This is a genomic window from Acinetobacter sp. ESL0695 (assembly GCF_029392135.1).
In the GTDB taxonomy this organism is placed as follows: Bacteria; Pseudomonadota; Gammaproteobacteria; order Pseudomonadales; family Moraxellaceae; genus Acinetobacter; species Acinetobacter pollinis.
In genome coordinates this window covers 2195878-2210946 of record NZ_CP113932.1, presented here as the reverse complement: position 1 = coordinate 2210946, position 15069 = coordinate 2195878, and the positions used below count along the sequence as shown (strand labels likewise).

Sequence of the window (15069 nt, the reverse complement as noted above, 5' to 3'; positions counted from 1 at the left end):
GCAGCTTTTTTTATTCTTTTTCTAATTGGCTTTGAATATAGTTTTCAATACCTACTTTATCAGTCAGGTCAACTTGTGTTTCTGCCCAGTCGAAGTATTCTTCTTCAGATTCTAAAATTTCTTGTACTAGATCACGTGTAACATAGTCTTGTTTTTCTTCTGCAAGTGCTACACAAGCAGTCAATACATCAATATTTTCTTTTACCTTACGAATATCGCACTCTAAAACTTCAAGTGTATGTTGACCGATATATAGCTTACCAAGGTGTTGTAAGTTTGGCAGTCCTTCTAGAAAAAGAATTCGTGCAATAACTTTATCTGCATGCTTCATTTGACGAATTGACTCTTTATATTCTGCCGAGCCAAGTTGTTCTATTCCCCAATCATTAAACATGCGTGAGTGTAGGAAATATTGATTAATTGCTGTTAAATGATGATACAAAACCTGATTCAATTGGTTAATTACATCACGATTGCCTTTCATTCTTTTCCACTCCGCATATCTATGATGTCTCGATCTAGATTTAGATTAAGACAGTTGGTTATGCATATGCTAAACAACAACTTGCATGAAAGCGAGATGTTTTTTGAACAGCAAATGGAAATCATAATCGAAAACAATTGTATCAAATATACATTGTTAAAAATAAACCCACTTTAGGCAAGTGGGGGAGGAGAATTTGGCATTTTGCTTTAATTTTAATAAGAATTTATTTTTATAATTATCTTTTAGGCTGCAACAGAAATACGCGCTGCAATTTCTGCAAGTTCTTCATTAATAATGCTACGTGCTTCAGGTACACAACGACCACAACAGGTGCCTAAGTCAAGTAAGTCTCTTACCTCACGAAAACTCTCAGCGCCACGATCAACAGCATCTTTAATGTCTTGATCAGTAATCCCACGACATAAGCAAACGTACATCAGATATACCTACAGATATAATAAATACAATAGTGATATTAATGATAACTATTATCGTTTGTCAATGAAATTAATTTATTTTTTTATTAATTGTCATCGGAAATTTGAATAAAAAAACCACCATAAAAGGTGGTCTTAAGAATATCAATACATTAAGGGAGAACAGCAAAGCCATCCATTTCAACCAGTGCACCTTTAGGAAGACTAGCTACCCCCAATGCTGCACGTGCAGGGTAAGGCTGTGAAAAATATTCACCCATAATTTCATTCACAAGTTGAAAATGTGATAAGTCAGTTAAGTAGATATTCAGTTTTGTAATATCTGCCAAAGAACATTCCGCTGCTGCACATACAGCTTTTACATTATCAAATACACGTCGTATTTGTGCTTCAATACCTTCTACAAGAACCATTGTTTCAGGATCTAAGCCAATTTGACCAGAAAGATATAATGTATTATGAACGAGAATTGCTTGTGAATATGTACCAATAGCAGCAGGTGCATCTGTTGTATGTATAACTTGACGTGACATCTTTTTTCCTTAGTTCTGATTATTGGTTTCTAATTGAATTGGCGCATCTTGTCGAATAATACGAGGGAAGCCAAAATGCATTCTTAAATCACGAATGACTTGAGCAATCTCTTGTCTATTGTGAACAACTAAATTGACGTAAGTTTTTTGTTTCTGTGTATGTACAGACTCAACCCCTGTTTGTGCTTTACGACAGTGATAAATGAGCTCCGAAATTTCCTCATCGTTCATGCTCATATGAACACATAAAAATGCAGGGAAGTTCACTTCATGATTGGTATCTGTATGCCAGAGTAAAGACATAATACTTTCAGGGTGTAAGTGTTGCTCATGAAGTAAGTTATAGCATCGCGTACGATGTACAATTAAGCCACGCCGAGATAAATGGCCTTGTATTGGATCACCTAACACAGGGTTACAACAGTGTGCATATTTTACATCAATCCCTTCAGTTCCTTGAATAAGGCGATGATGTGAAATTATTTCTTCAGAAGCTTCGTGTGTAAATAGATGGTTGGCAACAAGTTGAGGGAGTAAATCTCCGACAGCAATTTGTTCATACAAGGTTTCTTGCGATTCAATATGGCGCCACTCTAAAAGACTTTTCCATTCTTGTGGTGATAATGAAGCAGTGGATTGATTAAATAGCTTAAATGCACGATCTAGGGCTTGCTGACCAATAATTCTTTGCTCTTCTATATCTTGCTCGCGCAAAATATTTTGAATGGCTCTACGTGCTTTTTGAGTGTTTACAAAACTTAGCCAATCTGGATTTGGTGTTGCGAGTACATCGGTGATGATTTCAATGACTTGGCCATTGGTTAAAGGTGTCGATAATGGTTTATGTTCACCATCGATTTTTGCGCCAATCGCATGGTTGCCTAAAAATAAACTTGCCGAATATGCAAAATCTACAACGGTTGCACCTTGTGGTAACTCATGTAACTGCCCATGGGGAGTGTAAACCCAAATTTTTTCCTGATGTAAGTAATCAAGGAGCTCATTGAAGGTTGTTTTTGCACACTCTGTATCAATCAGTGTATTCAAGTTTTTCATTGAAGCTTGAATGGCAGAGCGTGCTGCCTGAGGTGCATTTTCACCCAATACAACACCGAAACGGGCAGCTTTTTGCATGAGTTCAGTTTGAATTGTTACAGATAAAGCCGTTTTTTCGCCTTTCAGTTTCATCATAAGGGATTGATTACCACCCGGTAGAGGGCGTCGAATATGATCTTGAAACTGTAGAACTTGGAAATTTTCACTTAGAATATCTACGAGACGGTCACAATCTGCAATAGTTTCCAACACGATATCGAAATTATGGCTACGTGTGAGTTCCTGTAAGTTTATTTCATTCTTTAAAAAGTGGCGCAATAATTCAATATTATTATTTTTCTTTTGAATTGTGCCTTTAATATGATGTTCTTCAAGAAGTTTATGTAAGTTGTTTTCCCAGATTTGCTGATATTCACAGCGTTTTGGGCGTGTTTCTTGAAGAGCATTTTGCACAGTATTGAATAGATCTAGATCTAGGTTTTGATAACAGAGGTATTCAAGGTTATCTGCCATTTCATTCATACCAACAATACGCGCCATAGGTACAAATACATCATGGGTTTCTTGCGCGATACGAGCACGTTTGTCTGGGCGTAAAGCCCCTAGTGTCGTCATATTATGATAGCGATCGGCTAACTTAATAATGATGACTCTTGGGTCTTGTAAAGTAGCTTGTAATATTTTTCTGAAAGAGGCTGCTTTATTAAACTCTTTATCGCTAGAATGCGTAAGTTTAGTTACGCCATCGACAAGTTCGGAAACGGTTTTACCAAATTTTTCAGCAATTTCATCTTTTGTAAATTCAGTGTCTTCAATGACATCATGAAGTAATGATGCCATGAGTGTTTCTGAATCGAGTCGCATATGTGCCAAAATACAGCTTACGGCAATAGGATGAAGAATATAAGGTTCTCCACTTTTACGTGTAACTCCACTATGAGCCAAGTCGGCAAAGTCACATGCAGCCAATACGCGTTCGACATCATATTCAGACAAATAGACATCTATAATTCGGTTAAGCTGTTGCTTGGCTTGGCTGACATCTTCGCCTGGCATAAAAACACCCTTACGTTAAGTGACAAGAGATAAATACATTCACTATCTAATGAAAAACATTCTAATGAACTTGTCAAATTTTATATGAAGAAAAAGGAAGAATTTTTCAATGATAGTTATCTTTTTAGGCAATTGTGCATAAAAAGCATTCAATAAAAAAAGCCTAGTTGGATAAACTAGGCTTTTTCAGCAAAATAAAACTTAAAAAGAAAAGTTCTCAAGGTTTAAGTTATTTGCAGAAAGAGCAAGGTCAAGGTTTGATGCTTGATAGTCTTGTTCACGCTGTTTTAATATGTCTTTGCTGACATGACCAACGGCAATTTCACGTAGTGCAACAACTGTAGGCTTGTCATTATCCCACTCGACAGTTGGTTCCATGCCTTGACGTGACAATTGGCGCGCACGTTTACTCGCCACAAGAACTAACTCAAAGCGGTTATCTACATGGTCTAAACAATCTTCAACGGTTACGCGTGCCATAACATATCTCTTATATCAGTTAAAATTAACCAGACTGCGAAGTATAAAATGCTTTGCTTGCAGACTCAAGTTTTAATCAATTTCTGTACTTAATAATCGTGTAATTAATGTTTCATGTCGTTGAGCTTGTTGTGACATGACCAAACGATTTGCATTAATTACAGATTCCAAATCATGGAGTGCTTTGTTGAAATCATCATTAATAATGACATAGTCGAAATTGACATATTGATGCATATCTTCAACAGCACAGCTTAAACGATGTTCAATGACATCTACAGCATCTGTACCTCTGTTCGATAAGCGCTGACGCAGATCAAACTGACTTGGAGGTAAAATAAAAATTTGTTTCGATTCAGGAAAAAGTTTACGAACTTGTTCAGCACCTTGCCAATCTATTTCTAACAGGACATCATGACCCTGTTTAAGCTGTTTTCTAACAGTTTCTTGCGATGTACCGTAATAGTTACCAAAAACTTCGGCATATTCAATAAAACCGCCTTGTTCAACTTGTTCAAGAAACGTATCTTTAGATGTAAAGTGATAGTGAACACCGTCAAGTTCGCCAGTTCGTTGGCCACGTGTTGTATGGGAAACAGAGACATGTAAATTTGTAACACGCTCAAGCAAGGCTTTAACCAGGGAAGTTTTGCCAGTTCCTGACGCAGCAGAAACGACAAACAATAGACCTGACATGATATTTTTCCTGATATGATAAAATATCTTCTCTATTTTAAAGTAGACTGTACATAAACTGAATAGTTTATTTGAATAGACTTGCGTTTAAATGCAAAAAAATAGTGATTTCAAGTGTAATTGAGGAATTTATGGAAATTGTATTGGCGAATCCACGAGGTTTTTGTGCAGGTGTAGATCGCGCCATTGCGATCGTTAATCGTGCACTTGAATGCTTTAGTCATCCAATTTATGTGCGTCACGAAGTTGTACACAATAAATTTGTCGTCGATGATCTACGACAACGCGGTGCGATTTTTGTAGATGAGTTAGATGAAGTTCCTGACGATAATATTGTCATTTTTAGTGCGCATGGAGTATCAAAGGCTGTTCAGGATGAAGCTAAGCGTAGAGGGCTCAAAGTTTTTGATGCGACATGTCCTTTAGTGACAAAAGTACATATTGAAGTAACTAAATACGCAAGAGAGGGTAGAGAAGCCATTTTAATTGGTCATCATGGGCATCCTGAGGTTGAAGGAACCATGGGGCAATACGACCTGACATATGGTGGTCATATTTATTTGGTAGAAGATGAAAACGATGTTAAAAATTTAGAGGTCGTTAATCCTGAATATTTAGCATTTGTTACTCAGACCACACTTTCAATTGATGATACTGCTAAAGTTATTGATGCATTAAGACAGAAATTTCCAGAGATTAAAGGGCCTCGTAAAGACGATATCTGTTATGCAACACAAAATAGACAAGATGCTGTTAGAGACTTAGCGCAACAATGTGATATTGTTTTGGTGGTTGGTTCTCCAAATTCTTCAAATTCAAATCGTTTACGTGAACTTGCTGAACGTATGGGGAAAACTGCATTTCTTGTGGATAATGCAGATGAGCTTGATCAAAACTGGTTTGTCGGTGCATGTAAAATTGGTGTGACTGCGGGTGCTTCTGCCCCAGAGATATTAATTAAGCAAGTCATTCAGCGTTTACAAGATTGGGGTGCAGTTTCCGCAAATGAGTTAGATGGTAGAGCAGAAAATATTACATTTAGCCTACCAAAAGAACTTCGTATACAAGTTGTACAGGCTTAGGGTATACTCCCTAAGCTTAGAAATTTTATTATTTATTTTGACTATGTCTATTTGCATAGTGTAATTTTTATACTTTATTTTTGTTGGTTGGATTTTAATGGGGGTTACTGGTATGCGACCAGTAAGGGGTTTTACATTAATTGAACTGATGGTCACAATTGCTGTGCTTGCAATTATTGCAATGCTTGCAGCACCTTCTTTTTCAGATATGATATCAAGACAAAATTTGAACAGTAGTGCTGATAATTTAACTGCGACTTTTTCGCAGGCAAGAGCTAAAGCTGTTTTAGAGCGACGTAATATCACTGTAACTTTAGGTACACAGGCGCAAGCCAATACCGGCACCGTACTGAACTGGGCACCAAGTGGACAAACTATTCAGAAAGCAGCAAGCGGTTCAACTGGTATTGGTTCAATTGTGTTTCGACCCGATGGATTAATTCAAGATCCACAGGATGCTACTAAACCATTGAATAGCAATATAAATATACTTTTATGTAATCAGCCGACTTCTGCAAAATACTCTAAGACAATTACCATTAGCTTTTTGGGAAATATTCGAAATAGTGGAATACAAGGTTCTGGGGGATGTTCATCATGATGAGTCATCAAAGGGGGGTAGGCTTAATGGAAGTTCTCGTTGCTCTTCTAATTTTAGCCATTGGGGTACTTGGTTTCATCGCGTTGCAATTTAGAGCAAATGAAGGTATTTTTGAGGCAAATAACCGAGTTCAAGCAATGAATGTTGCAAGAAACTTAGCTGAACAAATTCGAATAAATACCACAGCACAGAGCAGCTATACGGGTAGCTTATCTAATCTTCAGTCCTCCTCTAATTGTTTTACTAATTCATGTAGTCCAACTCAAAAGGCAGCATTTGATCTAGCACAAACAGCAGCTCAAGCATCAAATTTAGGGATGCAAGTATCTATTAATGGTTGTCCTTCAGCACAAGATGGACGGCAGTGTATTTATGTGGCTTGGAATAAAACAGATCCTGTTGATAATACGGCAACGACGGCGGGTTATGTACCTTGTACTCAAAGCACAAGTAGCAGTTATACCTATACACCTAATTCCACGTGTATTGTGATGGAGGCATACTAATCATGTATTCATCTCAGAAAGGTTTTACGCTTATTGAACTTATGGTCGCCTTAGCTTTGGGCTTAATTATTATTGCCTCTGCGACCATGTTACTTATTTCTGCCCAGCGGAGTTTAGCAGTCCAACAAAGCTCAGCAGAAATTCAAAATAATGCCAATTTTGCTTTTGACTATATTGTGAAAAATTTGCGCATTGCAAATTATGGAAATGATGGCAGTGCAATTAACTTGCAAGCACCTCAGGCAGGTGTCGTATTAAATGATTACAATTTAAGTAGTGACGCTATTAGTAATAATAATCCTAATAAACTATCGAGAAATACTTCAGGGCCAAGTAATGTAAATGTTCAGAGTGATCAATTAGTAATTCAATATGTACCTGTACCATCTCAACAATCTCAAACAAGAGTATTTGATTGCCAAGGTAATGAAATTACAAATACCAATACACCTGTAGTAGAACGTTATTTTATTCGCAAAGATGCTAGCATTTTTAATGGTGAGACCAATGATAATGCCTTGTCGCTTGCATGCGAAGCAGGAACTGCGCAAACGATAGGAACTCGCGATGGTCAAATTATTATGCCACGTGCAGATTATATGCGTGTTTTATTAATCGTTCGTCAATCGAATAATAATTTACAAGAAATGCCAATTAACAGCTATACGAAGAACAGTGGTGATGTTGTGGGTGTAAAAGTAGCCGTATTAGCACGATCTACTCAAAGAGTGGGCACACCATCAGCATTACCAACAACTTTTAATGTTGCCGATCAGTCTGTGTCTTTAAGCAATACTGCGCCGCAAGGATTTTTAAGGGAAGTAATGACGCAAACTGTTGCTTTTAGAAATGCGATGGGGACAAATTAAGATGAATCGATCATTACAACGAGGTGCAACGCTCATTATTGTGCTATGTATTGTATTATTGGTAACTATTATCGCTACGGTTGCTATTCGTCAAAGCTCTGTGTCTTTAAATATTGCAACAGGTGCCCAAGCACAAAAATTAATGATGCAGAACTCTGATGCAGCCCTATTGCGCTTTGAACAACTCCATAAACAAAATAGTAGTGCAGCTGTAAACTCTTTATTTTCTACTATAAAAAAGAATATCGGTAAAGAAGTGGTGTGGTGCTATTCGGATTTACAAAAAGATTTTTTTACATCAAATAAGTCTAGTTTAATTTATTGGATAGCAGGGAACACACAAGCCACCACAATTGGCAATGATGGATTCTGTAGAAGTAACAGTTTTTCGACGGGACGTTCAACTGTTGTTACACAAGTTTCAGCAACGATTTCTTTGACTAATTCTTCAGTCATAACGAATAGTAGTTCAAATGATAATAGTGTACCGCCTGTAAAAATAATCGTTTATACCACATCGTTTATACCAACACTTTCTACTGCAAATGCAGATGCTATTAATGCTTGTTTGTCTACTAGAGTGAGTGGTCGACCTACCTATGTTAATAAGACTGAGAGTAATCCTCAGACATATACTGTATCAGAATGTTTGTCAGGATTAAATGTACCGAATTATACCGCAGTTGCGGAATACCAAAGTGAAAATTAAGGGGGGAGCTTTCATGAAGTCATATAAGAAGGGGAGAACCTCCTTATCTTTTGTTATCGGTACCACATTCGCTACACTTATTGCATACTCCACAGTATATGCAAGTGATACTGAAATTTATCAGCCTGCGAAGAGTGCAAATACCACACTCATGTTCATGCTAGATGTTTCGGGAAGTATGAGTATTACTTATATGGACCGTTTTTTCAGTCGTAGTGATTCGTATACTGCGTGTGATATCCCTCGTCAGTACATGAATACGTTTACAGTAGGCCAAGAAACCTCCACGACAAACCCATCTTATACACGTTATTATTGTGGTATACAGCAGCAAGTTCAGACAGGTACTGAAACGTATCAAACAGGTACTGAAACATACCAAACAGGTACGGAAACATACCAGACAGGTACGGAAACATATGATACTGGTCAAAGACAAAAAATTTATTATTATCGAGGTGATTATAGTTTCTTAGGTTTCCCTCTAGGTTTTTATAGTTGTAATGCAAATACTACTGTAGCCTCAGTAAGTAATTGTAATAGATATATTGGATTGATTAATAGTTTTTTAACTGCGATTAATCAATTCCTGTTTGGTGGTGGACAGTCTGAAGTGATAGGAGGGGATGTTTACTATTATAGAATCGAGCCTGTAACTGCAACACGTCCAACGTATGGTACACGCCCAACGTATGGTACCCGTCCAACGTATGGTACCCGTCCAACGTATGCGATACAGACTGTAAAATATTATGATCGTATTACACGTTTGAAAGATGCAATGTTTGATCTATTGGATGGTACAAATGGCGTTCAAAAATTATCGGATGATCTAATATTAGGTATTTCTGCTTTTTCATATAATTTGAATAGTTATAATAATACAACAGGTTATATTGTCTCTCCTGCAAAGCCTTTAAATACCCAACAGCGCAATGCAATTAAGCAAAAAGTTGCGGCTTTTGTGGGTGCAGGCGGTACACCTACAGCAAATGCATATGCGGATACAGCCTCTTATTTATTTGGTACAACTACCCTTGGTAGAACTTCTAATGGTATTCAAAATGTATTAGATAATACGGAAATTGTTCGAGGAAGACGTTCTTATATACAACCTGCAAGTATAGCGAATCAAAATTCATCTTCTCAAGCATGTAGTGCCCAAGGCGTTTACGTGCTTACAGATGGTTATCCTAATGTATCAAGTATTCCAGTTGCTCGATCGTTAATGCAAGGTGCACTTAATAATGGTTCCTTTAATTGTACTGGGCTAAACTTTGGTCAAAACTCAAGTGCAAATTCTGGCTGGCAATGTATTGCTGATTTCTCTCAAGTTCTTTCCAGTGGCAACGGTACCCCAAGTGGATTAAAAGTAAAAACGGCAACAGTAGGCTTTGGTGGCGAATTTCAGCAAATGACTGATGCCAACAAACAATACGATCCAAATTTAAGTGATAGTCAAAATGCACAAATTATTGATGATGTAAGTGGTTTAAATAATGATGTAAAAAACGCGATGAAATGGGGAGTCTATGGTAAAGGTGGCTGGTATACTGCATCATCATCTTCGGATATTGTAAACAGTGTAAATAGTTTTATTGGAAATGTAAAAACTGAAATTCCAAATGTAACTACAGGTTCAGCAACAATTCCTGTTGATCAACTTGTTCCGTCTATTATCCGTCCAATCGCTTATTTATCACAATTTCAGCCGACACCAGATCAAACTTATAAGTTATGGCAAGGTAATGTTAAAAAATATAATGTCATTAATAATATACTTGTCGACTCTAACGGAAATAGAGCATTTAATACGAACGGTGAGCTTGTTCAGTCTAGTAAAGATTTGTGGGCAAAAGATGACGGTACAGTAGGTGGTGTTAAATCAAGTTTGTTACTCGGAATAAATAGTGCTAATACAGCCAATAGAAAGTTATTAATGAACCGAGCAACTAATGGAGATTCCACACCAACGAGCTTAACTCAGATTCAACCGACAAATCAGTATTTATCTTCTACAGATGATAAAGATAGAGGTTATATCATTTCTTTGCTTGGCTTTAGTGTTGATCCAAATAATCCACCAAATAATGTAAATGCATTAAAACAAATGCCTGAGCTAAGACAAGTCGGTGCCGTGATGCATTCTTCGCCATTACTTGTCACGAATGGAGGAACCATTGGACTTTCATCAAGTGGTAATGTAGTTACTTCTAATCGCCAAGATTATGTTTTATTTGGTACAACTCAAGGGTTATTACATGTTGTTGATGAGTCGACAGGTGTAGAGAAATTTGCATTCTTACCTAATGAAATGGTGAATTATCAGAAAAAAGGGTTCTTAGGATATAAGCTGACCGCTGAAGCAAGTGAAGATAAAATACGTGATCTCTACTACGGTGTAGATGCGCCGTGGAGTGTATATAGCGAGTATGTTCCTACTGCAAGTGATGCCAATACGGTGACTGTAGGACAGGGTGCAAATAATGCACAAGGCTTACAAATGGCATATGGTGGCTTACGTATGGGTGGGCGTAGCTATTATGCTTTAAATCTACAAAATATGGATAATCCATCATTAGCATTTCGTATCGACCCTAATTCTAATAGAATATATTCTAAAGATAGTACGGTTAATAATACCTCGTATGATCAGCTTAAATTTATGGCACAAAGTTGGTCTAAACCAACGGTTGGTTATGTAAATTGGAATGGTACAAAAACCTTAGTTATGTTCGTTGGTGGTGGTTACGATGCTGGTGGGGCTAATGGCGATGGTTACTTTAATGATGATGGTTCGCGTAAAAGCTATGGCGGTTACGAGAATCGTGACTATCAGCAAACTAACGGTCAGGGCGCAGGGGTATATATGTTCGATGCCTTAACAGGAAAACTGTTATGGTGGACAAGTGCCAATAAAGTAAGTAATAACAATGGTGTTCAGTATACTGAAAGTTCAGATATGAAATACAGTATTCCAAGTGAGATAAAAGCTGTTGACACTACAGGTAATGGTCTTATTAACCACTTATATTTTGGTGATTTAGGCGGACAAGTATGGCGTATTGATTTAAATAATTCTGAATCGCCATCTAACTTTGCCAGAACACCTGTTAAAATCTTAAACTTAAATAATCGTCAATATAGCCCAAGATTCTATGAAAAACCTGCATATACCTCTTATGCAAGCGGAACGAGTCGTTTTGGTGTGGTTTCAATTGGTAGTGGTAATCGTAGTCGTCCACTGGCTCAAGAAGGAAGAGGAAGTGAATACCAAAATGATGCAATCTATAATGTTTTTGATAGAGATGTATTAAGATCTGATATTTATACTACACAGACATATAACACATCTGGTATTAAGAAAAATCAACTAGGCAATGCAAACTCTGGCAGTGTTTCCGATAATGTAAGTGGATGGTTCTATGAGTTTGGTAGTTCTAATGCTGATGCGCCAAAACAAGTTGAAAAGGTAATGAGCTATCCAATTGTTATTCAGGGAAGCTTATATGTGACTACTTTCGACTCTAGCCGTGATGGTATACAAGGGCAATGCGGTGCAGGTGTGAAAGGTGGAAGTTCTGTGTATAAATTCAACCTACCATATAATGTTGCTGCAAGTGGAAGTAGTCCGACTGGTTATTCACAAAAAATAGATATAGGTACAGGAATTGTTGCGCCTGCAATCGGACCAAATGTGGGTACAAATGGTGATCCGATAGCAAATGGTAAAACTTTAATTACCAATACACAGCCTGTACCTGTACCTTATGCAAGTACTAAAGGGCTTAAAAAGCTAAGTTGGTATGAGCTGAATAATAACTAGGAGAGGCTATAAATCATGAAACAAAATGGCTTTACTCTTCTAGAGCTGATGGTAGTTGTAGTAATTGTTGCAATTTTTGCAGCAATTGCTATTCCAAGCTATCAGAGTTATATGAGGCGTAATAACGAAGGTCAAGCAATTCAAGAAATGCAGAGAATCTCCGTACTTCTAGAGCGTCACAAGGCACGTAATTTCACTTATAAACTTTTTTCTCTAGATGGAACCAATCAAAGTACAAATACAGTAACTCTACAAAATGGTTATACCGTACAAGTCGTTGATGGAAGTAGTACCTCAAATGCTGTGCCTTTGAATAATGACAACAGCCCAGGTCAAACTTGGGCAATACGTGCACAAACTACTGATCCTCAAAACTTTACTTTGCTTTTAACAAGCCAAGGATTACGTTGTAAAAACCAAGCAGCATCTAATGTCACATTTAATACATGTGGTACCGGCACTCAGGGGTGGTAATGAAAAGTTCTCAAGGTTTTACTTTCATGGAAATGATGATAGTAGTCGCTATTATTGCGATATTAGCGGCTATTGCATATCCACTATATACACAGCATATTGTGAAAACTAACCGTGTTGATGTGCAAAGTGAACTCATGCGACTTTCAACCAGATTGCAAGAATATCGTGTAATTAACCATACTTACCGTAATGCGACTTTAGCGAATATCGGTGGTACTTCGAATTATCCTGCTCAAGGCACAGCCAACTATGCAATTACACTTGCGCTAAATACAGATAATCGTGGATATACATTAACCGCAACACCAGTTGCTGGTAGACAAAATGGCGATGGTGTTGTTTGTCTGAACCAAGATGGTCAAAGATTTTGGTCAAAAGGACAAAATGTATGCACTTTAAGTGCAACATCGACATGGAATGATTGAGAAATAAATTCAAATTTGTGAATAACTCAAAAATTGACCTTTCCCTTCGGGCGAATATATCGTAAAATGTTCGCCTTTTTAGGTTCAGCCGAATCTAAAGAGTTTTCTTAACATGTGAGAGTATTAACATGGTCGTAATTCGTCTAGCACGCGGTGGTGCTAAAAAACGTCCGTTCTATCAAGTTGTTATTGCAGATAGCCGCAATGCACGTGACGGTCGTTTCATCGAACGTATTGGTTTCTTCAACCCAACTGCTCAAGGTCAAGCGGAAAAACTTCGCCTAGACGTTGATCGCTATGCACACTGGGTTGCTCAAGGCGCTCAGCCATCTGAACGTGTTGCTGCATTAGCTAATCAAGCTAAAAAAGCTGCAACTGCTGCATAATCTGTAGTAGGTATAGCCCATGAAACCAACTCAGAATGTACCCGAAGATCGTATTCAGATTGGACAGTTACGTTCAGCATATGGACTTAATGGGTGGCTATGGGTGTATTCAAATACAGAACCCATGAGCAACATATTTGACTATCTTCCTTGGTTTATAAAAACCAAAACGGGATGGCAAACAGCAAGTGTAAAACGTTGGAAGCCACACGGTAAAGGCCTAGTTGTTGCGCTAAAGGATGTGAGTGATCGCACATTAGCGGAAAGCTTGGTAGGTGCCGATATCTGGATCTCAAAGTCGCAACTTCCGAAAGCAGGTGTAGATGAATATTACTGGTCTGACCTTAAAGGTCTAACTGTAATGAGTCTGAATGAAGAAGAGCAAGATGTAAATCTTGGTCAAATTTATGAACTGTTTGAAACAGGAGCAAATGATGTAATGGTGGTTCGCGCCACACCTGACAGCATTGACTCTGAAGAGCGAATGATTCCGTGGCATAAAGATGTTGTACAAGACGTTGATCTTGAAGCTGGTCGCATTTATGTCAACTGGGGCATAGATTATTAATCCACTTTGTGGGATAAGACACAGCAGGAAATAGAGGAGAGTCTGTGTGTTTTTTGCAGTCATTACGCTTTTTCCTGAGATGTTTGAAGCGATTACAGCCTACGGAATTAGCGGGCGTGCAGTAAAAAACGATATTGTGCAAGTCCATTGCATTAATCCTCGTGATTTTGCTGAGGGCAACTATAAAAGAGTGGATGAACGTCCATTTGGTGGTGGTCCTGGTATGGTGATGATGGCAGCGCCTTTGGCAAAAGCAATTCATCATGCAAAACAACTTGCTTCGCAAGCAGGATGTACACGTGTTCCTGTGGTTTATATGTCGCCACAAGGAAAAACACTTCATGAAGACAAGGTACACAGCCTCATAAGTTATGACGGTATGATTGTACTGTGTGGTCGTTATGAAGGCATTGATGAGCGTCTTATTCAGCAATATGTCGATCAGGAATGGTCTATTGGTGATTATGTTCTCTCTGGTGGTGAACTCCCTGCGATGGTGTTGTTAGATACATTAATTCGAAGATTACCGAATACAATGTCTGACGAACAATCTGCGGTGCAGGACTCTTTTGTGGATGGTCTTCTAGATTGCCCACAATATACAAAGCCCAATCACTTTGAGGGATTGTCTGTACCTGATGTATTAAAATCAGGGCATCATGGCAATATTGAAAAGTGGCGCTTTTTGCAAAGATATCAACGCACACTGGATCGTCGCCCTGAGTTGGTCGAAAAAGTTGAGTTGAGTCCACAACAAAAGAAGTGGCTAAAAGATTTAAAAGCTTAAGTTGTTTAAGCGATTTGAAATAGGCTCTTTATTGTTAAATAACAATAGAGGGGAAGATAACCGGGTTGATATGCGTGAAAGCCTCTAT

The 15069-nt window shown here is 38.0% G+C and carries 17 protein-coding genes; 11 read left to right on the top strand and 6 right to left on the bottom strand.

Annotation, left to right across the window (positions count from 1 at the left end):
• Nucleotides 1-10: 10 nt before the first annotated feature.
• The 6 genes from bfr to gmk all read right to left on the bottom strand — a co-directional run bounded on the left by bfr (nt 11) and on the right by gmk (nt 4745).
• Nucleotides 11-484, bottom strand: a complete 474-nt coding sequence (gene bfr / locus OZX61_RS10635) for a bacterioferritin (RefSeq protein ID WP_195770910.1) — start codon at nt 482-484, stop codon at nt 11-13.
• A gap of 245 nt (nt 485-729) precedes the next feature.
• Nucleotides 730-924: a bacterioferritin-associated ferredoxin gene (locus OZX61_RS10630; protein ID WP_195770911.1), complete on the bottom strand. Its 195-nt coding sequence runs from the start codon at nt 922-924 to the stop codon at nt 730-732.
• Nucleotides 925-1076: 152 nt separating this feature from the next.
• On the bottom strand, nt 1077-1457 hold the full coding sequence (locus OZX61_RS10625) for a RidA family protein (RefSeq protein ID WP_195770912.1): 381 nt from the start codon (nt 1455-1457) through the stop codon (nt 1077-1079).
• Nucleotides 1458-1466: 9 nt separating this feature from the next.
• Nucleotides 1467-3569, bottom strand: coding sequence for an HD domain-containing protein (locus OZX61_RS10620; protein WP_195770913.1), 2103 nt, complete (start codon nt 3567-3569; stop codon nt 1467-1469).
• A 201-nt stretch (nt 3570-3770) separates the two neighbouring features.
• Nucleotides 3771-4049 (bottom strand): DNA-directed RNA polymerase subunit omega, encoded by a 279-nt coding sequence (rpoZ, locus tag OZX61_RS10615; protein WP_195770914.1) that lies wholly within the window; start codon nt 4047-4049, stop codon nt 3771-3773.
• Between the two features lie 72 nt (nt 4050-4121).
• Nucleotides 4122-4745: a guanylate kinase gene (gmk, locus tag OZX61_RS10610; RefSeq protein WP_195770915.1), complete on the bottom strand. Its 624-nt coding sequence runs from the start codon at nt 4743-4745 to the stop codon at nt 4122-4124.
• A 131-nt stretch (nt 4746-4876) separates the two neighbouring features.
• Between gmk and ispH the strand changes: the two genes are divergently transcribed.
• From ispH to trmD, 11 genes are all read left to right on the top strand, one after another.
• Nucleotides 4877-5827, top strand: a complete 951-nt coding sequence (gene ispH / locus OZX61_RS10605) for a 4-hydroxy-3-methylbut-2-enyl diphosphate reductase (RefSeq protein WP_277094764.1) — start codon at nt 4877-4879, stop codon at nt 5825-5827.
• A gap of 112 nt (nt 5828-5939) precedes the next feature.
• Nucleotides 5940-6428, top strand: coding sequence for a GspH/FimT family pseudopilin (locus tag OZX61_RS10600; RefSeq protein ID WP_277094763.1), 489 nt, complete (start codon nt 5940-5942; stop codon nt 6426-6428).
• A complete protein-coding gene (gene pilV / locus OZX61_RS10595) occupies nt 6425-6934 on the top strand; it encodes a type IV pilus modification protein PilV (protein ID WP_277094762.1) in 510 nt (169 codons plus the stop codon). The genes OZX61_RS10600 and pilV overlap by 4 nt, the downstream gene beginning before the upstream one ends.
• 2 nt (nt 6935-6936) lie before the next feature.
• A complete protein-coding gene (locus tag OZX61_RS10590) occupies nt 6937-7803 on the top strand; it encodes a prepilin-type N-terminal cleavage/methylation domain-containing protein (protein WP_277094761.1) in 867 nt (288 codons plus the stop codon).
• Between the two features lies 1 nt (nt 7804).
• On the top strand, nt 7805-8512 hold the full coding sequence (locus OZX61_RS10585) for a pilus assembly protein PilX (RefSeq protein ID WP_277094760.1): 708 nt from the start codon (nt 7805-7807) through the stop codon (nt 8510-8512).
• Nucleotides 8513-8525: 13 nt separating this feature from the next.
• The gene (locus tag OZX61_RS10580; protein ID WP_277094759.1) at nt 8526-12338 is read left to right on the top strand and encodes a pilus assembly protein PilY; all 3813 of its coding nucleotides are present in this window, start codon (nt 8526-8528) and stop codon (nt 12336-12338) included.
• A 15-nt stretch (nt 12339-12353) separates the two neighbouring features.
• Entirely contained in the window at nt 12354-12812 is a 459-nt protein-coding gene (locus OZX61_RS10575; protein ID WP_213014634.1) for a prepilin-type N-terminal cleavage/methylation domain-containing protein, read from the top strand.
• Nucleotides 12812-13240 (top strand): type IV pilin protein, encoded by a 429-nt coding sequence (locus tag OZX61_RS10570; protein ID WP_277094758.1) that lies wholly within the window; start codon nt 12812-12814, stop codon nt 13238-13240. Before OZX61_RS10575 ends, OZX61_RS10570 begins: the two co-directional genes overlap by 1 nt.
• Nucleotides 13241-13368: 128 nt before the next feature.
• Nucleotides 13369-13626: a 30S ribosomal protein S16 gene (gene rpsP / locus OZX61_RS10565; protein WP_277094757.1), complete on the top strand. Its 258-nt coding sequence runs from the start codon at nt 13369-13371 to the stop codon at nt 13624-13626.
• A gap of 19 nt (nt 13627-13645) precedes the next feature.
• Nucleotides 13646-14194: a ribosome maturation factor RimM gene (gene rimM, locus OZX61_RS10560; protein WP_195770924.1), complete on the top strand. Its 549-nt coding sequence runs from the start codon at nt 13646-13648 to the stop codon at nt 14192-14194.
• 46 nt (nt 14195-14240) lie between these two features.
• Complete coding sequence (trmD, locus tag OZX61_RS10555; protein ID WP_277094756.1) at nt 14241-14981, top strand: tRNA (guanosine(37)-N1)-methyltransferase TrmD; 741 nt, start codon at nt 14241-14243, stop codon at nt 14979-14981.
• The last annotated feature ends 88 nt before the right edge of the window (nt 14982-15069 follow it).